This is a genomic window from Pseudomonas sp. SR18 (assembly GCF_023701505.1).
Lineage (GTDB): Bacteria > Pseudomonadota > Gammaproteobacteria > Pseudomonadales > Pseudomonadaceae > Aquipseudomonas > Aquipseudomonas cyclaminis.
In genome coordinates this window covers 1-19,355 of the sequence record NZ_JAMQAU010000018.1, presented here as the reverse complement: position 1 = coordinate 19,355, position 19,355 = coordinate 1, and the positions used below count along the sequence as shown (strand labels likewise).

General features: G+C 60.7%; 18 protein-coding genes and 2 pseudogenes. 8 read left to right on the top strand and 12 right to left on the bottom strand.

Annotation, left to right across the window (positions count from 1 at the left end; translation table 11 throughout):
- Positions 1-54: 54 nt before the first annotated feature.
- From NDJ82_RS22730 to NDJ82_RS22720, 3 genes are read left to right on the top strand one after another with little or no spacing between them, the layout of a single operon-like run.
- Positions 55-810: a 5-oxoprolinase subunit PxpA gene (locus tag NDJ82_RS22730; RefSeq protein WP_099585408.1), complete on the top strand. Its 756-nt coding sequence runs from the start codon at positions 55-57 to the stop codon at positions 808-810.
- Between the two features lie 58 nt (positions 811-868).
- Positions 869-1,747: a 5-oxoprolinase subunit B family protein gene (locus NDJ82_RS22725; RefSeq protein ID WP_112196547.1), complete on the top strand. Its 879-nt coding sequence runs from the start codon at positions 869-871 to the stop codon at positions 1,745-1,747.
- Complete coding sequence (locus NDJ82_RS22720; protein ID WP_112196546.1) at positions 1,744-2,718, top strand: 5-oxoprolinase subunit C family protein; 975 nt, start codon at positions 1,744-1,746, stop codon at positions 2,716-2,718. Before NDJ82_RS22725 ends, NDJ82_RS22720 begins: the two co-directional genes overlap by 4 nt.
- Before the next feature lie 46 nt (positions 2,719-2,764).
- On the opposite strand, the gene NDJ82_RS22715 is transcribed toward NDJ82_RS22720, so the two are convergent.
- Positions 2,765-4,369 (bottom strand): inorganic phosphate transporter, encoded by a 1,605-nt coding sequence (locus tag NDJ82_RS22715; protein WP_250926337.1) that lies wholly within the window; start codon positions 4,367-4,369, stop codon positions 2,765-2,767.
- Between the two features lie 164 nt (positions 4,370-4,533).
- Entirely contained in the window at positions 4,534-5,553 is a 1,020-nt protein-coding gene (locus NDJ82_RS22710) for a transporter (RefSeq protein WP_099585404.1), read from the bottom strand.
- Positions 5,554-5,812: 259 nt separating this feature from the next.
- On the opposite strand from NDJ82_RS22710, the gene NDJ82_RS22705 reads away from it, so the two are divergent.
- Positions 5,813-7,441 carry a methyl-accepting chemotaxis protein gene (locus NDJ82_RS22705; RefSeq protein WP_250926336.1) on the top strand — a complete coding sequence of 543 codons (1,629 nt, stop codon included), beginning with the start codon at positions 5,813-5,815 and terminating at the stop codon, positions 7,439-7,441.
- Here the strand turns inward: NDJ82_RS22705 and NDJ82_RS22700 are convergent, their stop codons facing one another.
- Positions 7,442-8,614 carry a GAF domain-containing sensor histidine kinase gene (locus tag NDJ82_RS22700; RefSeq protein ID WP_250926335.1) on the bottom strand — a complete coding sequence of 391 codons (1,173 nt, stop codon included), beginning with the start codon at positions 8,612-8,614 and terminating at the stop codon, positions 7,442-7,444.
- Between the two features lie 182 nt (positions 8,615-8,796).
- Complete coding sequence (locus NDJ82_RS22695; RefSeq protein ID WP_250926334.1) at positions 8,797-9,111, bottom strand: PepSY domain-containing protein; 315 nt, start codon at positions 9,109-9,111, stop codon at positions 8,797-8,799.
- A 152-nt stretch (positions 9,112-9,263) separates the two neighbouring features.
- Between NDJ82_RS22695 and NDJ82_RS22690 the strand changes: the two genes are divergently transcribed.
- The gene (locus NDJ82_RS22690) at positions 9,264-10,127 is read left to right on the top strand and encodes a sterol desaturase family protein (RefSeq protein WP_250926333.1); all 864 of its coding nucleotides are present in this window, start codon (positions 9,264-9,266) and stop codon (positions 10,125-10,127) included.
- Here the strand turns inward: NDJ82_RS22690 and NDJ82_RS22685 are convergent.
- Positions 10,119-10,784, bottom strand: coding sequence for a helix-turn-helix domain-containing protein (locus NDJ82_RS22685; RefSeq protein WP_158877268.1), 666 nt, complete (start codon positions 10,782-10,784; stop codon positions 10,119-10,121). The two genes, NDJ82_RS22690 and NDJ82_RS22685, sit on opposite strands and share 9 nt — an antisense overlap.
- Positions 10,785-11,912, bottom strand: coding sequence for a glycerophosphodiester phosphodiesterase (locus NDJ82_RS22680; RefSeq protein ID WP_250926332.1), 1,128 nt, complete (start codon positions 11,910-11,912; stop codon positions 10,785-10,787). It lies immediately after the preceding gene.
- Positions 11,913-12,144: 232 nt separating this feature from the next.
- Here NDJ82_RS22680 and NDJ82_RS22675 point away from each other — a divergent pair, with 232 nt between their 5' ends.
- A complete protein-coding gene (locus NDJ82_RS22675) occupies positions 12,145-12,468 on the top strand; it encodes a DUF2025 family protein (protein ID WP_032891062.1) in 324 nt (107 codons plus the stop codon).
- Here the strand turns inward: NDJ82_RS22675 and NDJ82_RS22670 are convergent.
- Together NDJ82_RS22670 and NDJ82_RS22665 are read right to left on the bottom strand one after the other, a co-directional pair.
- A complete protein-coding gene (locus NDJ82_RS22670) occupies positions 12,465-12,788 on the bottom strand; it encodes an antibiotic biosynthesis monooxygenase family protein (protein ID WP_099585397.1) in 324 nt (107 codons plus the stop codon). The genes NDJ82_RS22675 and NDJ82_RS22670 overlap by 4 nt on opposite strands.
- Complete coding sequence (locus NDJ82_RS22665; protein WP_250926331.1) at positions 12,785-13,486, bottom strand: CTP synthase C-terminal region-related (seleno)protein; 702 nt, start codon at positions 13,484-13,486, stop codon at positions 12,785-12,787. The genes NDJ82_RS22670 and NDJ82_RS22665 overlap by 4 nt, the downstream gene beginning before the upstream one ends.
- Before the next feature lie 80 nt (positions 13,487-13,566).
- On the opposite strand from NDJ82_RS22665, the gene NDJ82_RS22660 reads away from it, so the two are divergent.
- On the top strand, positions 13,567-14,451 hold the full coding sequence (locus NDJ82_RS22660; RefSeq protein WP_250926330.1) for a LysR family transcriptional regulator: 885 nt from the start codon (positions 13,567-13,569) through the stop codon (positions 14,449-14,451).
- A gap of 66 nt (positions 14,452-14,517) precedes the next feature.
- Here NDJ82_RS22660 and NDJ82_RS27760 read toward each other — a convergent pair.
- From NDJ82_RS27760 to NDJ82_RS22645, 4 genes and pseudogenes are all read right to left on the bottom strand, one after another.
- A pseudogene (locus NDJ82_RS27760) lies at positions 14,518-14,955 on the bottom strand (methyl-accepting chemotaxis protein); the annotation flags it as partial.
- 159 nt (positions 14,956-15,114) lie between these two features.
- Positions 15,115-15,747: pseudogene (locus NDJ82_RS27755) on the bottom strand (PAS domain-containing protein); the annotation flags it as partial.
- Positions 15,748-16,064: 317 nt separating this feature from the next.
- On the bottom strand, positions 16,065-17,123 hold the full coding sequence (locus tag NDJ82_RS22650; RefSeq protein WP_250926328.1) for a diguanylate cyclase: 1,059 nt from the start codon (positions 17,121-17,123) through the stop codon (positions 16,065-16,067).
- Between the two features lie 192 nt (positions 17,124-17,315).
- Positions 17,316-17,942 (bottom strand): TetR/AcrR family transcriptional regulator, encoded by a 627-nt coding sequence (locus tag NDJ82_RS22645; protein WP_250926327.1) that lies wholly within the window; start codon positions 17,940-17,942, stop codon positions 17,316-17,318.
- A 122-nt stretch (positions 17,943-18,064) separates the two neighbouring features.
- On the opposite strand from NDJ82_RS22645, the gene NDJ82_RS22640 reads away from it, so the two are divergent.
- Positions 18,065-19,126, top strand: coding sequence for an MBL fold metallo-hydrolase (locus tag NDJ82_RS22640; protein ID WP_250926326.1), 1,062 nt, complete (start codon positions 18,065-18,067; stop codon positions 19,124-19,126).
- Positions 19,127-19,355 lie beyond the last annotated feature (229 nt).

The following is a 19,355-nucleotide window of genomic DNA, read 5'->3' as shown; positions in this document are numbered from 1 at the left end:
AATGGGTCAAGCGCCAGCCTACTTTTCAGCATGACCTTTTGCGGAGCGACCCCGATGCAGGCAGTGGATTTCAATTCGGACATGGGCGAAGGCTTCGGGCCCTGGACCATCGGTGATGGCGTCGACGCCGAGCTGATGGCCTACATCAGCTCGGCCAATATCGCCACCGGCTTCCACGCCGGCGACCCTGGCACCATGCGCCGCACCGTCGAGCGCGCCAAGCAATTGGGCGTGGCTATCGGTGCCCATCCGGGCTTTCGTGACTTGGTGGGTTTTGGCCGTCGGCATATCAATGCACCGGCCCAGGAACTGGTGGACGACATGCTCTACCAACTCGGCGCCCTGCGGGAAATCGCCCGCGCCCAAGGTGTGAAGCTGCAACATATCAAGCCCCATGGCGCGCTTTACATGCACCTGGCCCGCGACGAAGAAGCCGCCCGATTGCTGGTGCAAAACCTGCAACTCATCGAGCCAACGCTGTTGCTCTACTGCATGCCCAACTCAGTGATCTGGCGGGTGGCCAAGGAACTGGGGCAACCGGTGGTGCGCGAATTTTATGCTGATCGTGAGTACGACCTGACGGGCTCCATCGTGTTTACGCGCAATGTGCGTGCACTGGATCCTGCGACGGTGGCGGCACGTGTCCTGCGTGCGTGTCAGACCGGACTGGTACGAACCGTGGAAGGCGAAGACCTGTTTATCGAGTTCGATTCCATCTGCCTGCACAGCGACACGCCCGGTGCGCTGGAGCTGGTGGAAGCTACCCGTGAAGCGCTGGATCGAGCGGGCATTGAAGTCAAAACCCCCTAATAAGATCGACCCATCAATTTTTGCCTGCCTTTCTACAATGATTCCAAGAGGAACAGACATGGCTGAAACGTCCCCCATCCGCTACAGCTTCGGCGGTGATGAGCACCTGTTTGCCGAGGTCAGCGACAGCATGTCGTTGGAGGCCTTTTTCAAGGGCATGGCGGTGACTCGTGCGGTGGAGCGCCTGGCGCTGGAAGGCGTGCTGGATGTGTGCCTGGCCAACGCCTCGTTCCAGATTCGCTTCGACCCCGACCGCATTGCGCCCCACGCCTTGCTGGATGCCGTACAAAGCGCCGAAGCCCAGGCCGTGGCCGAACGCACCTTGCACACGCGCATCGTCGAGATCCCGGTGTTGTACAACGACCCCTGGACCCACGAAACCCTGATGCGTTTTCGCGACCGCCATCAAGACCCCAGCGGCACCGATCTGGAGTACGCCGCGCGCATCAATGGCCTGGCGGATGTGGACGCGTTTATCGCTGCCCACAGCGGCGCGCCGTGGTTTGTGTCGATGGTCGGGTTTGTCGCGGGCCTGCCATTCATGTTCCAGATGGTCGAACGTGAACGGCAGTTGCAGGTGCCCAAATACCTGCGCCCGCGCACCGACACGCCGAAACTCACCCTCGGCCACGGCGGCTGCTTTGGCTGTATCTACTCGGTGCGCGGCGCGGGCGGTTACCAGATGTTCGGTGTGACCCCGGCGCCGATCTACGACCCGGCGCAGCAGTTGGCCTACCTCAAGGAACACATGGTGTTCTTTCGCCCCGGCGACATCGTGCAGTTCAAGCCTATAGAACGTGATGCCTACGACCAGGCCGTCGCCGAGGTGGACGCAGGACGTTTCGACCTGCGCATCCGCCCGGTGGAATTTTCCCTCGACGCCTTTCTCGCCGACCCGGTTGGCTATCCGAAAACCCTGCAGGAGGCGCTGGCATGATCAAAGTCCTCAAACCCGGCCTCGCCACCTCCGTGCAGGACCTTGGCCGCGAAGGCTATTACCACTTGGGCATCCCGCCGTCGGGCGCACTGGACCAGTACGCGCTCAGCGCGGCCAACCATCTGGTGGGCAATCCGGTTGGTGCGGCGGGCCTGGAGTGCACGTTGATCGGGCCTGAATTGGCGTTCCAGCAGGACGCGTTGGTAGCGCTCAGCGGCGCCCTCATGTCGCCGCGCCTGGACGGTGAAGTGGTGCATCAGGACACCGCGTTCCAGGTGCGTGCCGGGCAAGTGCTGCGTTTCGAATTCCCCAAGGCCGGCGCGCGGACATACCTGGCGGTGGCCGGCGGCATTGATGTACCGGTGGTGCTTGGCAGTCGCTCCACTTACACCCTCGGCGCGCTCGGTGGGTTTCACGGTCGGCGCTTGCAGGAGGGCGATGAGCTGCCTATCGGCAAGGCGTGTGGGCAGGGAAGGGCAGGCAACAGTCTGCCCATGGCCTTGCGCCGCTCGGTGGGCGGCGATATCACCCTGCGCGTCGTGCCTGGCCTGTATTACGAGCGTCTGAGCGCAGCCGCCAAAAGCAGCTTTTTTGCCGAGCCCTGGACCGTGGGCTCCGAGGCGGACCGCATCGGCTATCGCTTCAAGGGTGGCAGCGCGTTGAGTTTTGAACCAAGGGAGCAGCCGTTTGGCGCGGGCTCGGATCCGTCGAATATCGTCGACAGTTGCTACCCCATCGGCTCGATCCAGGTGCCGGCGGGGTTGGAGCCGATTGTGCTGCATCGGGACGCCGTGTCGGGCGGTGGCTACGCGATGATCGGCACGGTGATCAGTGCGGATCTGGATTTGATCGGGCAGATGCAACCGAACCAGCGGGCGGGGTTTGTGGCGGTGACGTTGGAGGAGGCCCTGGAGGCGCGGCGTATCTACAAGAAGCGGCTGAAGGCGATGGCTGGTTTGTTCGCAGGCTGAAAATGTGGGAGGGGCTTGCCCCTCCCACATCTGGATTTTTGTTGGGTCAGAAGAGTTTGGTGAACAGCCAGTAGAGGCTGCCTGAAAGCACAATCGCCGCTGGTAACGTCAACACCCACGCCATCGCCAAATTGCGGATAGTCCGCATCTGCAATCCACTGCCATTGGCCACCATGGTCCCCGCGACACCCGATGACAGCACATGGGTTGTCGATACCGGCAAGCCATACATATCCGCCGCGCCGATGGTCAGCATGGCCACCGTTTCCGCCGCGGCACCCTGGGCATAGGTCATGTGGGTCTTGCCGATCTTCTCACCCACCGTCACGACGATGCGCTTCCAGCCCACCATAGTGCCCAGGCCAAGCGCGATGGCCACGGCGATCTTCACCCACAGCGGAATAAAACGCGTGGCGTTGTCGATCTGTTGCTTGAACAGTTGCAGCTTGTCTTGGGTGTCGGCGTCGAAGTTGCCGACCTTGCCCTTGTCCATCAGGCGAATGGTTTCGCTGGTCAGGTACATGTCATTACGCACGTTGCCGACCGCTTCGGCGGGGACTTTGGCCAGTGAGCCGTAGCCTTTGACTTCTTCACCGATATGCCGGGTGAGCGAGGCGAGGGCCGGTACCAGTTCCGGCGTGGCGTCCTTGGTGCGCACGTAGGTCGACAGGATCGGACGCGGGTCGCCCGGCAACGTCTGCGGCGCGGTTTTCAGCAGGGCGGCCTGGGTCACTTCGGCCACCGCCGCGAATTGCAACGACTGCTCTGCGGGCATGGTGCGGTTCAGCGCGTAGGCCATTGGCAATGTGCCGACCAGGATCAGCATGATCAGGCCCATGCCTTTTTGGCCATCGTTGGAACCATGGGCGAACGACACGCCGGTGCAGGTGGCGATCAGCATGCCGCGAATCCACCACGGCGGCGGAGTGTCCCCTTTGGGCGCTTTGTACAACGAGCGGTTTTTCACAAAGGCGCGCAGGGCCAGCAGCAACAAGGCCGCAAACGCGAAGCCAATCAGCGGCGACAGCAGCAATGCGTAGCCAATCTTGGTCGCCTGGGCCCAATCCACCCCGCTGGTGCCGTCACGCCCGTGCATCAAGGCATTCGCCACGCCGACGCCGATGATCGAACCGATCAGCGTATGGGAGGACGAGGCCGGCAAGCCCAGCCACCAGGTGCCGAGGTTCCACAGGATTGCAGCGATCAACAGCGCGAAGATCATGGAGAAACCCGCCGATGAACCCACTTGCAAAATCAGCTCTACCGGCAGCAACGCAATGATGCCAAACGCTACCGCGCCGCTGGAAAGCAGCACGCCGAGGAAATTGAAGAAGCCCGACCAGACCACCGCGAAATGCGGCGGCAGCGAGTGGGTGTAGATCACTGTCGCCACCGCGTTGGCGGTGTCGTGGAAACCATTGACGAACTCGAACCCCAGGGCGATCAACAACGCCACGCCCAGCAGCAGGAACGGCGTCCAGGTGGTGACCACCGTGCCCAGTTCGTGCATGTCCTGCATCAGGCTGTAGGCGGTGAACAACAGGCCCATGGCGAGCACGGCGAAGAAAATGATCACGGTGACCAGGCCGGGCTTCTTGTCCAGCCTGGGTTTGGGTTCGGTGTGTGAGGCGGTCAGGGAAGGGGTAGCCATGCAGGAGCATCCAGGTAATGAAGGATGTCGTTCATAGTCATTGCAGAATGTTACAGAGGTGCTGCCACAGGTCAGTGTTTAGGTCATTGGATTGGCCATTGGTCTACTGACACTGCAGGTCAGAATGTGGGAGGGGCAAGTCCCCTCCCACAATCACTGGCATTTCAATTTGAAAATTTTCGGAACGCCCAGCGCCCGGCAATCAAGGTAAACGTCGCCACCAATGCCACCAGTATCCAGAACCCCTCCGGGTCCTGGGAAAGTGGCACACCGCCCACGTTCATGCCAAAAAAACCGGCGATGATGTTGATCGGCAGCGCCAGCACCGTCACCACCGTCAGGGTGAACAGCGTGCGGCTGCTTTGCTCGTTGAGGTTGGCGGCGATCTCTTCCTGCAACAGTTTGATCCGTTCGCCCAGGGCCATCAGGTCGTTGATGATCAGCGCAAACTCCTCGGTGGATTTGCGCAACTCCTTCACGTCTTCTTTTTGCAGCCATTGTGGCGGGCGGTTGAGCAGGCGCAGCAATGAGCCCGGCTCCAGCGCCAGCAGGCGTTGCAGGCGCACCAACACCCGGCGCGCGGCACCGAGTTCGGCGCGGTTGGTGGACAGGCGCGAGGAGAGCAACTGGTCTTCGATATGGTCGACGCTGATGCTGGTCTTGCGCACGATCTGCGTCAGCACTTCGCCCTGATCGCGCAGTAAATGCACCAACAATTCCAGCGGCGAGCGAAAGTGTTCGCCGGCCTTCACCGACGAACGCAGCTTGTCCACCGAGTGCAGCGGTTGCAAACGTGCGCTGATCAACAGACGGCTGCGGGCGCACACCCACAGCGTGGAAATATCCGACGAGACCATGCTGCTGAAGTTGAACACCACATCGTTGACCACCGCCAGCAGGGCCGAGTCGACGTGTTCGATGCGCGTGGAGCGCGAGCCCTCGTGCAAGGCCTCGAAAAACTCTTCCGGCAGTTCCAAGTGCGCCTGCATCCAGCGTTCACAGGCGGCGTGGGCCAGGTTCAGGTGCAGCCACAAAAACTCGTCCGGGTCTTGCGGTTGCTTCAATGCCGCCAGGGCAGCGGCGGAATCAATCTGCTCGCCCTTGACGCCTGGGCGAAAACGAAAACCGTAAAGCAAGCCAAACAGATCGGAGTCCTGATGGCTGTGGTCGAGGCTGTGGTTCATGGAGGCTCGCAGAGAAAAGGCCTGTAGGACATTTCACAGGTCGCGTGGCGAATCATTACAGGGTTGTTTGACAGTTTTATGACATCTTTCTGTTTATTTCGCTTTGGTGACATTTTATTGACCGGTTGTCGAAAACCCTTCAAGAAGCCTCTATTCCGGCCGATTCAGCGCATTAACAACCGTCAGGGATGAGCGGTGTCTTTGTCGACACGGCGGTCAAGGCGTGCATGCGCTACTTACTTGTATCGAGGCTTTCCCGATGAATGTTTTGCGAACCTCCTTGAGAGCACAAATCCTGTCGCTGCTCGGCGGCAGCTTGCTGGCGATATTGTTGATCGCCCTGGCCTGTTTCAACTTCCTCTCCAACGGGGTGCAGAGTTACCGCAGTTTGATTGACGGGCCGTTGCTCACTTCGCAACTGATCGACGAAGCCAACCTGCAGTTCAAGGTGCAGGTGCAGGAATGGAAAAACGTGCTGCTGCGCGGCAAACAGCCTCAGGATATGGAGAAGTACTGGGGCCAGTTCCAGGACCGCCAGCGTGATGTGCAAGGTATCCTCGCACGCTTGGTGGCCCAGACCAGCAGTGACGCGCCGTTGAGCCGACGCATCGAAACCCTGCGCCAGGAGCATCAGCAACTGGGCGTGGCCTATCAGAAAGGCCGCGATGCCTATGTGGCGGCGGGCGGGGATGCAACGGTCGGCGACACGGCAGTCAAAGGCGTGGACCGCGCCGCCAGTGAGCAAATGAGTGCCCTGGTCAGCGACCTGCGGGCCCAAGGCAGCCAGCAATCTCAGACCATCACTGCCTATGCCGAGCGCACCGTAATGGTGGGCCTGGCGATCATGTTGCTGTCCGGCGCGTTGATCGGCCTGTTCAGCCTGTGGTTGATCAACCGCAACCTGATCCTGCCGATCCGTGGCTTGATCGACTACGTGACCCAACTCAGCCACGGCCGCTTTGCTGAGCGCGTGGCCAGCCGCCGCCAGGACGAACTGGGCCATCTGGCCGCCGCCGCGAATACGTTGCGGGACTTCCTCGCCGAAACCTTCAGCCGCGTGCAGCGCAGCGCCACCGACCTGGTCAGCGCCAGCGGCGAGTTGAATGCAATCGCCGGACAGATGGCAACCGGCACCCAGGAACAATTCAACCGCACCGATCAAGTGGCCACGGCCATGACCGAAATGTCGGCCACCGCCCAGGAAGTGGCGCACCACGCCGCCAGCGCCTCACGTGCCGCCGACGAGGCAAATCATTCGGCCCGCGAAGGCGGCGAAGTGATGCAAGTGACCATTGCCACCATCGGCCAGATGCGCAATGAAATCCTCAATACCGGCACCATCATCCGCCGCCTGGAAACCGATAGCGTACGCATCGGCAAGGTGCTGGAAGTGATTCGCGGCATCGCCGAACAGACCAACTTGCTGGCGTTGAACGCGGCGATCGAGGCGGCACGCGCCGGCGAGGCGGGCCGGGGTTTTGCGGTGGTGGCCGATGAGGTACGCAGCCTGGCGCAACGCACGGCTGCGTCAATCATCGAGATCAACCAGATCATCCAGGCGGTGCAAACCGGCGCGGTGGATGCGGCCGAGGCGATTGTCAGCGGCCAGTCGTGCAGCGACGAGAGCGTGGAGAAAGTCACCCAGGCCGGTGCGATGCTTGCGCACATCACCCAGGCGGTGGAAGCGATTCGCGATATGAACCGTCAGATCGCGACGGCGGCAGAGGAGCAGACCTCGGTGGCCGAGGATATCTCGCGCAATATCACGCAGATCACCACGGTAGCCACGGCTAACCTCGACAACGTGCGACGTACTGAGGCGGCGAGTCAGAACTTGCGTGGCTTGTCCGCAGAGTTGAATGAAGTGACGGAGCGCTTGGGTGGCTGATCAGGCGGTCGGCAGGCTGAAGATAAAAACGGTGCCTTGCAGGGCGTGGGTGGTCACGCTCAGGTGACCGCCATGGGCATCGGCAATCTGCTTGACGATATACAACCCCAGGCCGAGCCCGGCTTGGGGCGCGTTTGAGGTGGGGCGTGAGTAAGGTTGAAACAGCCGGGGCAGGGCCTGATCGTTGATCTGTCCAGCGTTCTTCACCGTCAGCTCGAACCGATCGTGCTCGACCTTTGCGCTGACTTCCACAGGGCCATCAGGGCTGCCGTGATGGAGCGCATTGGCAACCAGGTTAGAGAGCAATTGCGCCAACCGATCCCGGTCGCCTTTGACGCCCTGAAGATCGCCGATATCGGCCCGAACCTCGCGTTGCGGGTGTGCGCTTTGCACTTCTGAAACCACATGAAGCAACGCCGCCTGCAGATCCTGGCAGTCGGTGATGCTCAGCGGGATGCCGTTGCCCATTCGGCCCCGCGCAAAATCCAGCACGTCCTCGACCAATTGTGCAGCGCGGCGCCCGCTGGTGAGGATGTGACGTATGAGCGTGTCCGTGGCGGGGTGCGGGTGTTTGCGCAGCAGCCGCTCGGCGCTGAAATTGATCGCGAACAGCGGGTTGCGCAGGTCGTGCCCGAGCACGGCGATGAACTGCTCGCGCAGTTCGGCGGTGCTGCGTTCTTCCTGCAGATCGGCTTCCGTTTGTTGCTGGTTTTCCTCGGCTTCGATCTGCAACGACAACACACGGGCGAAGGATTCCATGGTCGATTGGATCGTGCTGCTGCGCAATGGCGCCGGCTTGGGATCGAGTGCACAAATGGTGCCGAAAAAACGCCCGTCGGTGCGGAACACCGGCACCGAGATATAGCTTTCAAACTGGTAGAGACGCGGGGTGTGGTGGTCGTGGTAGATCGGGTCTTCGCTGGCCTTGTCGATCACCACGGAAATGTGGGAACCGCGAATCTCGTGGCAGATGGTCGTGGTGAGGTCCAGCTCGCCGCCGACGCCGAGGCCGAAGTCCAGCTGGTCGAACACGGCGCAGGCGGTCCAGGTGTCGTCGGTCACCCGCGCAACAGCGGCAAAGCGCAGGCCAGTCATGTCGCTGATCACTTGGAGCATTGCGGGTACAGCACTGATTCGGCCGATGGTGGCAATGTCGGCGGCTTTTTGCTCCATGGCGTGATCTCGTTGTGCTGCGCAATGGCGTAATGCCCTGGCTGATGCTGGGAAGTCTAACGACCTGGAATTGAGTAGGGGAAATTTGATTCATCGCGGCCACGCTTTTCTCGGACATTGCCGACGAGCGCCCACAAAAAAACCGCGCCACCCTAAGGTGGCGCGGTTTTGGGGGATTCAACTCAGGTGTCTTGTTTGTTTTCCAGTACGGCGCCGGTCTTGGCGTCGAGCTTGACTTCAAACCGCTTGCCAGCGGTGTCAGTCAGGTCGACTTCGTAGACATATTGATTGGCTGCACCGTGTTTGTTGTCCAGTTCAGTGTCGGTAATCGTCGCGCCAGGGTGAGTGGCTACGGCAGCGGCGTTGAGCTTTTCGAAAGACATCACTGCGCCGGATTTGACCAGGCCTTCAATATGATCCGGACGAACATCTGCCTGGGCCAGGCCGGCAGTCAGGGTCAGGGCAGTGGCGGCGAACAAAGTGGTCAAGGTTTTCATGGTGTGTCCTTCTTGGGTGAGCTGTTTAAGTGGGTTCAGATTAATCGTCGCAACTTAATTCACCCTTAATTAGTTCAAGCAGTTGCGCAGTTCGTTCAATTCGAGCAACGCGGAAAATTTCATGCTGAGGGCTCACATGATGGGAGACTCGGATGAAGCAGTTAGTGAGCGGGATCTATGCGCCTGTGTTCTGGACAGGGTTTATCGGCTGGGCACTCGCGCAGCCAGACTGGCTGGTGCTGGTGTTTGCGACGGCGGTGGTGGTGTCATTTGCCATGGAGCAGTGGTTGCCCTACGAGCCGCAGTGGAATCGCAGCCTGGGTGATCGCTGGCGAGACAGCGTGCATGCCTGTGTCAATGAAGGCCTGAACGTCCTCGGCTTGCTGGTCCTGCCGGGGCTTACGGCGTTGCTGGCGTTCGACAGGATTTGGCCGCGTGGCTGGCCATTGTGGGAGCAATTGCTGCTGGCCATCGTCCTCGCCGATGCAGGCATCACCTTGATGCATTACGCCAGCCACCGCATAGCGCCGCTGTGGCGCTTGCATGCCGTGCACCACAGCGTGCAGCGGCTCTATGGGTTCAACGGGTTGATGAAGCATCCGTTGCACCAGATGCTGGAAGCCACGGCAGGCCTGCTGCCGTTGATCCTGCTGGGGATCCCGCTGGAGGTGGCGCAGTTGCTGGCCCTGGCCATCGGCATTCAATTGCTGTTGCAGCACTCCAATGTCGATATGCGCCTGGGACCGTTGCGCTGGGTGTTCGCCTGGGCGCCGGTGCATCGGTTTCATCATATGAAATACGGCCGTGCCGGCGACGTGAATTTCGGGCTGTTTTTCAACCTGTGGGATTGGCTGCTGGGCACCGCGTTTTATCGCGAGGGTTATCGCATGGGGCCTGGGGATTTGGGCATCGGCAGCCGGCCGGATTTTCCCGTGGCGTATGGGGCGCAACTGCGTGATCCATTTGTGCCGGTACGCGTGGGCAAGGAACCGCCGCTGCCCGACGATCTACGCTAGCAGTTGCACCTCCAGCTGACGTAACGACGCAGCGGCCGTCACGCCGAACAACTGCTTCATGGTCCGCGAAAAGTGCGCCGAATCGGCAAAGCCCGCAGCGTGGGCGGCCTCGGTCAGTGTGCTGCCGGCGAGGGCCCATTGCAGCGCGACACGTAATCGCCGCCACAGCACCAGGCGGCGTACGGGCAGCCCGAGTTGATCGGTGAACAGCCGCTCCAGCTGGCTCAATGACAGGTGCGCCACCTCGGCGAGTGCCTGGGCCGACACTTTGCCGGTGAGGCGCTGATCAAGCGCACTGAGGGCGCGTTCCAGGCGAGGGTCGACAAGCTGGCGCCTGGGGAGCTGCTGCACGGCTGTCAGGGACAAATCGCCAGCGCTCGACAGGTGCTGCAAGGCGGCGATCTCAAAGACTGCAGGTTCGGCATACAACACGCTCACTTCACCGTGTGTATCGAGAATGGCGTGGGTTTGTCGCGAAGTAATCAGCAGGCGATGGGCCGTGATGACTTGCCCCTCCAGGCTGACCGTGATGGGCTCGCCCAAGCACTGCATCAACTGATGGGCGTAGTGCGCATGGGGCGCGGTGCGCCCCAGCTCGCCGATGATCAGGCCGTAGTCAGGCCCCAACCACAGGCGGCCTGACCATTCGGGCTTCACTCAGTACTTATGGTCGTTGAGCAAATCCTGCACGCTGGACGAAGGCCAGCGCTTGTAGAACTTCAGCAGTTCGGCGGCGCGGTTAGTGAAGATGCCGTCGACGCCGGCTTTCATCACTTTCTCGAAATCCACCGGCTCATCCACGGTGTACACATGCACCAGCAGGCCTTTGTCGTGGGTCAGCTTGTTCATTTCGGGCTTCACCAGGTCCGAATAGCTCTGGTCGCCGTGGTCGGTCAGCTCGGCCGAAGGGCCAGTGCCGATGGCGCCGAGGCTCTTGGCTTCGTCGACCCACTTTTCGAACTCGGCGGCGTCTTTCGGCTCTTGCTTGGCGTAGTAGGCGGCCTTGGTCGGCTCGCCGGATTCGGCGAAGGTCTGCTTGGATTTCGGCTCGATGCTGCCTTCACCCACCCACAACAGCAGGATCTTCGGGGTGTTCGGCATTTCTTGCTGCAGCTCTTTGAGGCTGGCGGTCTCGAAGGTTTGCAGCACGACGCGGCCCTTGCCCTGGCCGACGCCGGTGTTGCTCTTGCCCAGTTTGGAACCGGCGGAACTCAACCAGCCTTTATCCAGCAACTTGTTTTTCAGGTCGGCTTCGATGCCCGGGAACTGCTTGGGCTCCTTGGTCTCGATGTACAGGCCGGGTTTGTGCTGCGGGTTGCCTTCGGCGATCTTGATGATGTCGTCCAGGCTCAGGATCTTCAGGCCGACGAAACCTGGGCGTGCACGGTCCGGGTAAGCAGCGTTGAACCAACTGCCGGCGTCGAGGCTTTGCAGTTCTTTCCAAGTGAATTCGTTGGCCGGCGCGTCTTTGCGCTCAGGGAACTTGGTGGCCACGTCGGTGGTGCGCTGCAGGTTGTTGTCGTGCAGGGCGAACAGCACGCCGTCCTTGCTGCGCTGCAGGTCCAGTTCCAGGTAGTCGGCACCCAGGTCGCGTGCGACCTTGTAGGCAGCGGCGGTGGACTCTGGCGCGTCGTATGAGGCGCCTCGGTGTGCGATCACGGCAGGGTAGGGAATGCCTTCGTTAGTTGCCAATTCAGCCGGGCTGATCGGGTCGGCAGCCTGCGCCTGGCCAAGGCCGAGCATCAGGGCCAGCAGCAAGGCGCTCTTGGTAAACGTGACAGGCATATGCGAAGTCCTTTCGTGGAGGTAGCTTTGAGAAGGCCTCCTTTTTAACAATTGATTGCGAAAGGCGCTATCACCAAACCGACATTAACGTGCGTACCCGTCAATTTTCTCGGTTGTTTTGCCAGGCATTGCAGTACTCTTGAACGCAGCCGCCCCGCTAGAGGGCAGTACTTTCCGCCACGCGTGTAAACCATCTTTCCAGTCCCTGTGGGACTTTTCAGTGAGGTTTACCATGCGCATCACTTCCGAGCTTATCTGCCAGGCCGCCGACCAACTCCACGGGTTTGTGGGCCTCAACCGCAAGACCGGCCAGTACATCGTACGTTTCAGCGAAGACTCTTTCGGCATGGACGTGGCCGATGACGGCATCATTCCTACCGCCGAATTTGTCTGGCTGCCTGCCCCCGAGCAGACCATGACCCTCTCCCGTGAACGCATCCAGTTGCTGTTGGACCAGAACATCGACGACCGCATCAATATCACTGAGCCGCTGCGGGTATATATGCGCCGGGTGGAGATTCCACAGATCAGTGCGTTGCGCAGTCTGGTGAGCTAGTTCGCTTCAAAACCGTAGGCCCGCTCCACCTTGCACACCCGTGTCTGAAACGCCGAGTACCAGGTGGCGCGGCCCTGCTCGCGCACGTCGCGGTGCTCGGCCTGCTGCTTCCACGCCAGGATCGCCGCTTCGCTGCTCCAGTACGACACCGTAATCCCCAGGCCATCTTCCCGCGCCGACTCCACGCCGAGAAAACCAGGTTGTTGCCGCGCCAGTTCCAGCATGCGTGTGGCGGCCTCGCCGTAGCCGTGATCGCCGTCGGTGCGCAATGAGCTGAAAATGACCGCGTAGTAAGGCACCGCGGGAGTCTTGGCGATCATGCCGATTGCTCCTGGCAGGCCTTGAGCAGCGCGAGTGCCAAGGGTGGTGTGATGCCCTTGAGCGCTGCGCGTTCTGGCTGGAACAGGGTGGCGACGAAGAACGGATGGTCGAGCAATTCCACCGCACGCAGGTCGCCTGCGCTGTCGTGGCCGCTGGCGATCAGATCGCCCTCCAGCAACGCGCTGGCAAATTCGGGGTTCATCCCATAGCGGCAGCGATATCCTTCTTCAAGATCATGGGTGCCGTAGGCGTCGGCGATGCGCGTGTAAGGCACTAAACGTACGGTGTCGGTGGCTTCCACCAATGCGCAGGTCAAGGGTGTGATCACGGCGCGTTTTGCGTTGGGGACCATTTCGCCGTGTTCGGCGTCGACCCAGCCCAGCACATTGCGGGCATATTCCAGCAGCGCATGTTGAAAACCACCGCAGGTGCCAAGGAAAGGGCGGCGCTGCTCGCGGGCAAAGCGGATGGCCCGCAGTGCGCCGTCGGTATCCCGGTAAGGGGTGGCCGGTACGCACCAGAAACCGTCGAAGTCGTGCAGGGGTTCGGGCAGGGTGTCGGTGTCGAGCCATTGCATATGAAGCGTGAGGCCGAGAATGTCAGCCGCCCGTTGCAGGGCCACGGGGATCGCCTGGTGCGCGGTGACGTCCGGGTTGTAATCGCCAATCAAGGCGAGGCGTAGGGCGTTGGCTTTCATCGTGTGCGTTCCATGGCTTGTTGGGGGCTGAGGCGCACTATAGATTGGCGTCCACGCAATCAATATTGGCGTTTGCCCATATGCTTAATGCACCGACGCACTATTCAATGGATTACCCCGATCTCTCGCTGATCCTCGCCCTGGTGCGCGGCGGCTCTCTGGCGCGGGCGGCGGCGCTGCTGCGGGTGGATGTGTCCACCGTGTTCCGTGCGATACGGCGCCTGGAGGCGGCACTGGGCCAGACATTGTTTGAAAAGAGCCGCGCCGGTTACCTGCCCACCAGCCTGGCCAGCAACCTGGCACAGCAGGCAGAGCGCGCAGAGCTGGCTCTGGAAGCGGCGCGTATCGGAGTGGAGCAGGGCGGCGAAGTGATCAGCGGCACGGTGCGCCTGACCTGTACCGACTCAGTGCTGCAAGGCTTGCTGCTGCCGGCGTTGGCGCAGTTCATGCCGGACTACCCGGCGCTGATCCTGGAACTGAGCACCTCCAATGATTTTGCCAACCTCAGCCGCCGCGACGCGGATATCGCCATACGCCTGACCAAGACACCGCCGGAGCATCTGGTAGGACGTTGCCTTGGCACCGTGTCGTACCAAGTCTGTGCGAGCTCCGACTATGCCCGCCGCCATACAGGCCGTGAGCTGGCAGACCTGGCGTGGATCGCACCGGATGACTTCCTGCCCGACCACCCCACCGTCGCCTGGCGCCGCGAACACTTGCCGGGCGTGCGGCCCGGTTATCGCTGCAACAGCATGTTGTCGGTGACCGAACTGGTACGGGCGGGACTGGGTGTGGCGGCGTTGCCGGATTTTCTACTGGATGACGGACTGCAACCGCTGGGCCCTGCACTGGCAGGGCATGACACCGCGCTGTGGTTGCTCACGCGTCCCGATTGCCGCGCATTGCGCTCGGTGGTGACGTTATTCGATGAGTTGGGCCGGCATGTGCGACTGCCGAGTCGTTAGGTTTTTCGTACGAGCTGCTCATGCATTTCGCACGTCCGGCTTTCGAGCGAATGACCCAAGCCCTGCTTAGCGGCCGCCACGGTCATTGGCAAACGCACTCACCGCCTGTAACGCCTCGTTAGTGCCTTGGCGAATTTGCAGGATCACGGTGCCGGCGCGGTTGGCCAAGTCCACGCCTTGGGCTGCGCGGTCGCGGGTGCCGTCCATGCTATCGATGGCCTGGCGGGTTTCGTCCTGGATCATCGCGATCATGCTGGAAATTTCTGCTGTCGAACCACTGGTGCGCGCCGCCAGTTGCCGAACTTCATCGGCCACCACGGCAAACCCACGCCCTTGCTCACCTGCGCGCGCGGCCTCGATGGCTGCGTTGAGCGCCAGCAGGTTGGTCTGGTCGGCAATGCCACGAATGGTGTTGACGATGGTGGTGATCTGCTGCGAACGCTCACCCAGCTTGGCGATCAGTTGCGATGATCCGTCAATGTCGGCGGCTATTTCGCGCATGCCGCTGGCACTTTGCTGAATCACCTCGGCGCCTTTTTCCGCGATGTCCTGGGTGTTCAAGGAAATGTGATACGCCTGGGAAGCGCTCGCTGCATCGGCGGCATGTTGCTGCACCTTGGCGGTCACGTCCGAGGCGAATTTGACCACTTTGCACAGACGTCCGCTGGCGTCATACACCGGGTTGTAGTTGGCTTCCAGCCATACTGTCCGGCCGTTTTTATCGACGCGCTCGAATTCGCCGCTGAACAATTCGCCTTGGTTGAGGCGCTGCCAGAACTCGCTGTAGGCCGGGCTGCTGGCCAGCTCCTGTGTACAGAACAGCCGATGATGCTTGCCCTGGATTTGCGCGAGGCTATAGCCCATGCGCTGCAGGAAGTTGGCGTTGGCGGTGATGATGGTGCCGTCGAGGTTGAACTCGATCACCGCCATGGCCCGGCCGATCGCCGCCAATTTGCCGTTGGCCTCGCTCTCGGCTTGCAGACGCGGGGTCACGTCCATGGCGAACTTCACCACCTTGATCACCTGGCCTGCTTCATCCCGTACCGGGTTGTAGCTGGCTTCCAGCCACACCGATTCACCATTGCTCGCCTGGCGCTCGAATGTACCGGATTGAAATTGGCCATTGCGCAGGTTCGCCCACAGCTGTTGATACTCGGCGCTGCGGGCGAACGCTGGTGTGCAGAACATTCGATGGGGCTGCCCCATCACCTGCTCGGCGCGATAACCCATGGATTTGAGGAAGTTGTCATTGGCCCGCAGCACATTGCCTTGCGGGTCGAATTCGATCACCGCCATGGACCGTTCGATGGCATCGAGCATGCTGGCCTGATGGGCCACCGTGTGTTGCAGGGTGTTGATGGTTTTTTTATGGGCGTTGAATAGCATGGTTGGGGCTCGGGCAGGCAGCATCGGGGGTTTTCCATGTCTGGGCGCTTGCCCCGTTCGGCGCCTGGCCTACGGTTGACGTGCTCATTGTCGGCTTCCTGATGCCGACAGAGGGAGTTGGAACAAGGTGTTCAGAGTGATCAGCCTGACAAGAAGTTCGCCCCAAGGGCAGGACCTTTTTTGGGTAGGCGACAAATGGTGGCTCTGTGCTATCTCTGCGGGGGGTATCAGGCCGAATAAGCCACTCTTTCGTCGCTCATATTCACCCGGTTACGCCCGGTATCTTTCGCTGCATAAAGCGCCCGGTCCGCCGCGTTCAGCCACATGGCCGCGTCCTTGAAAGAGGGCTGGAAGTCCGCCAGGCCGATGCTCAGGCTCACGCGCAGCTCGGGGATGTTCGGAGCGCGATAGTTGCTGAACGTTTCGCGCATGCGTTCCATGACCCGTGCGGCTTCGTGCTGGGTCATTTGCGGAAGAATCACACAGAACTCATCGCCCCCGTAACGCCCAGCCAAGTCGTTTTCCCGCAGGTTGCGCCTTAATTCCAGGCTCAATTGGCGCAATACGGCGTCGCCGACAATATGCCCATGGGTGTCGTTGATCTGTTTGAAATGATCGATATCGATCAGCGCGATCGTGGCATGGGTGTGTTGTTGCTGGCACTTATGGAACTTGAGGTGCAGCAAGTCTTTCCAGGAGCCGTGATTGAGCAACCCCGTGAGGCTGTCGATACGGCTCAAGGCACTGAGGGCGCGCTTGTGGTCGGATAGTTTGATCGCCAATTGATAGCAGATCATGCCGATGGACATGGGGTAGAACGTCAGCATCGGCAGGCACGCGTAGACCTGAGCCAGGCTGACGCCGGGGTTGAAGTGCAGGCCAAACAGCAATACCGCGACCCCGGCACCCAGCAGTTGGGCCAGTGCGCCACGTATCAGCAGGCGTTTGCCGCCGGCGGCGACGTTGTTCATGGACACCATCGACAGCAACGTCACGGTGGTCAGGGGCGCGAACTGCAACGTCGCAGCCCAGAAACCACTGAATAAAGCGTCATACACTAAGTTGCGTTGTTCGGCGTCGTAGGGGACTTTGGCACGGGTTGCCAGTTGATACGCCAGGTGCGGCCAGACGAAACCATTGACCAGCAGCGCTGCCCAGATCCACCCAGGCGCAGTCATTGGATATAAGACGGCGATCACACTGATGCTGCACAGGGCAGAGCCGATGATCCTGGGCCTGTAGATGCGCTTGGCAAACGAGAGACCCTTGCCTTGTCTGTTTTCCATAAAATCCTGGGTGAGCTGCTTTTTATACCTATACGGCGGCGCCCGTTCACTGGATGAACCGTTGATCGGAAAAGGCTTATGAATATTGTCAGTTATTCCCGTGGGAATAATCAGTGGCCTTCCAGGCCATTTACGCAAAACAGAGGGCGAAAGCGTCAAAAACGACCATAAGTGTCGCTTAGGCAACAGGCATTACGGTGCAGGCATGGGCCTGACTTCGTAGCCAGCCAGGAACAGGTCAATGGCGGACTCGATCACACGGGCCTGGTTCTCGACATCCAGTGTCGGCTGGCCGAGGGTGATCTGCGGCCAGAACGCGAAGGCTTTGAGCAGGCTCTGGATCTGGTGCGCGGCAAACGCCGGGTCGGTACAGGAGAGGCGGCCGTCTTCCTGGGCGGCGCGTACCCAATGGGTGAAGCCTTCTTCGCGCTGGCTCAGGCGGGTGACCATGTCTTGCGCACGTTCCGGCGAATGGATGGTGGCGGCGATGGCGACTCGGGCGAGGTCAAGGAAGTTGGCGTCCGCCATCATCTTCATCTTTGCCTCCAGCAATCCGCGTAATTGCTCACGCAGCGGGCGGTCGCTGGCGTAGCAGACATCGAGTTGGGCGACGCTGCTCGCCCAGAGCTGGTGAAGAATTTCGGCGAACAACTCTTCCTTGCTGGGAAAATGGTTGTACACCGTGCGCTTGGAAACCCCGGCGGTGGCGGCGATCTTGTCCATGCTGGTGACCTCGAAACCGTTATCGCGAAACTCAGCGATGGCCGCCGCCACGATGGCTTGGCGTTTGCGGTCAGTGAGGCGTTGAGGGGCAGTCATGGATGGCGCTCGGCTCTTGAAGGAAAATTACACTCGGTAGTTTACTTGCTCCCGGTTTTGTTGCAATCTTGAAACTACACTGTGCAGTGTAATTTATGCGCGGACCTAGGAGTCAACCTGCAATGGCCACCCACTCACCCCGTGTCGACCGCGCGCCTGCAGCGCTCAAGCCTGCTGAGCAGGGCAAGACGCATTTCAGCAACGAGGCCCCTGTACAACACGGCGGGCTTGGCAAAACGTTGCGTATCTTCTGGAACATGTTGTTTAACAAACCACGCACCACGCGGCCGGTGGGGGCGATCCCGGTACGACCGCTGACCCGCGAGCAACTGCTGGCGGCACCCGATCACAGCGTGTTTCGCCTGGGGCATTCCACCGTATTGCTGAAAATGCGCGGCAAGTTCTGGGTGACCGATCCGGTATTCGCCGAGCGTGCCTCGCCGTTCAGTTGGGCCGGCCCCAAGCGCTTCCATCAGCCGCCGATCAGTCTTGAAGCGCTGCCTGATCTGGAAGCGGTGATTCTTTCCCACAACCATTACGACCATCTTGACCGCAGGGCTGTCGTCCAATTGGCCGCCAAGACCCGTTACTTTCTCGCGCCGCTCGGCGTGGGTGACATTCTGGTCAAGTGGGGCGTCGACGCCAGCAAGGTTCGCCAGCTGGACTGGTGGCAAGGGGTCGAGGTTGAGGGCATCCGTTTTGTGGCCACGCCGGCGCAGCATTTTTCTGGGCGTGGCTTGTTTGATGCCAACCAGACCCTGTGGTGTTCATGGGTGATGATTGATGGCGCACGGCGGATCTTTTTCAGCGGCGACACCGGTTATTTCGATGGCTTCAAGCGCATCGGCGAGCAGTACGGCCCGTTCGATCTGACGTTGATGGAAACCGGTGCTTACAACGTTGACTGGCCCCACGTGCACATGCAACCGGAACAAACCCTGCAAGCGCATATCGACCTCAAGGGGCGCTGGCTGCTGCCGATCCACAACGGTACTTTTGACCTGGCGTTTCATGCCTGGCATGAACCGTTTGACCGCATCATGGCGCTGGCGTGGGAGCGCAATGTGTCGATTACTACGCCTGCCATGGGCCAGGCATTCAGCTTGAATCAGCCTGAGCGTGGGTCTGCCTGGTGGCTGGAAGTAGAGACGCGAAAAGGTTCACAAGAGCACCTTTTGAGCTGATGGAGGAGGCGTGGGAAAAAGGAGTTTTCAGGTTGTTTCAGGGCTGCGACACACGCCAGCGAAGGATGCGATGATCCCCGGAAATTGACGGTTCTGGGGGCGTTCTGATGGAAAGCAAATGTAGTAAAAATCCGCGAATGGCGGCGACTTGCCCGCTGGGGCAGCCGGTGGCTGCGCTTATGGATGGCACAAAACGTGTCGGTGCGTCGCAATGCCCAGGGCATGCCGC

Bases quoted from the DNA above. Each gene is read 5' to 3' on its own strand.
- NDJ82_RS22710 (WP_099585404.1), bottom strand. From the start codon at position 5,553: ATGAACCACAGCCTCGACCACAGCCATCAGGACTCCGATCTGTTTGGC.
- NDJ82_RS22680 (WP_250926332.1), bottom strand. From the start codon at position 11,912: ATGCCTGTCACGTTTACCAAGAGCGCCTTGCTGCTGGCCCTGATGCTC.
- NDJ82_RS22690 (WP_250926333.1), top strand. From the start codon at position 9,264: ATGAAGCAGTTAGTGAGCGGGATCTATGCGCCTGTGTTCTGGACAGGG.
- NDJ82_RS22670 (WP_099585397.1), bottom strand. From the start codon at position 12,788: ATGATCGCCAAGACTCCCGCGGTGCCTTACTACGCGGTCATTTTCAGC.
- NDJ82_RS22640 (WP_250926326.1), top strand. From the start codon at position 18,065: ATGGCCACCCACTCACCCCGTGTCGACCGCGCGCCTGCAGCGCTCAAG.
- NDJ82_RS22660 (WP_250926330.1), top strand. From the start codon at position 13,567: ATGCTTAATGCACCGACGCACTATTCAATGGATTACCCCGATCTCTCG.
- NDJ82_RS22695 (WP_250926334.1), bottom strand. From the start codon at position 9,111: ATGAAAACCTTGACCACTTTGTTCGCCGCCACTGCCCTGACCCTGACT.
- NDJ82_RS22705 (WP_250926336.1), top strand. From the start codon at position 5,813: ATGAATGTTTTGCGAACCTCCTTGAGAGCACAAATCCTGTCGCTGCTC.
- NDJ82_RS22675 (WP_032891062.1), top strand. From the start codon at position 12,145: ATGCGCATCACTTCCGAGCTTATCTGCCAGGCCGCCGACCAACTCCAC.
- NDJ82_RS22650 (WP_250926328.1), bottom strand. From the start codon at position 17,123: ATGGAAAACAGACAAGGCAAGGGTCTCTCGTTTGCCAAGCGCATCTAC.
- NDJ82_RS22665 (WP_250926331.1), bottom strand. From the start codon at position 13,486: ATGAAAGCCAACGCCCTACGCCTCGCCTTGATTGGCGATTACAACCCG.
- NDJ82_RS22715 (WP_250926337.1), bottom strand. From the start codon at position 4,369: ATGGCTACCCCTTCCCTGACCGCCTCACACACCGAACCCAAACCCAGG.
- NDJ82_RS22725 (WP_112196547.1), top strand. From the start codon at position 869: ATGGCTGAAACGTCCCCCATCCGCTACAGCTTCGGCGGTGATGAGCAC.
- NDJ82_RS22700 (WP_250926335.1), bottom strand. From the start codon at position 8,614: ATGGAGCAAAAAGCCGCCGACATTGCCACCATCGGCCGAATCAGTGCT.
- NDJ82_RS22730 (WP_099585408.1), top strand. From the start codon at position 55: ATGCAGGCAGTGGATTTCAATTCGGACATGGGCGAAGGCTTCGGGCCC.
- NDJ82_RS22645 (WP_250926327.1), bottom strand. From the start codon at position 17,942: ATGACTGCCCCTCAACGCCTCACTGACCGCAAACGCCAAGCCATCGTG.
- NDJ82_RS22720 (WP_112196546.1), top strand. From the start codon at position 1,744: ATGATCAAAGTCCTCAAACCCGGCCTCGCCACCTCCGTGCAGGACCTT.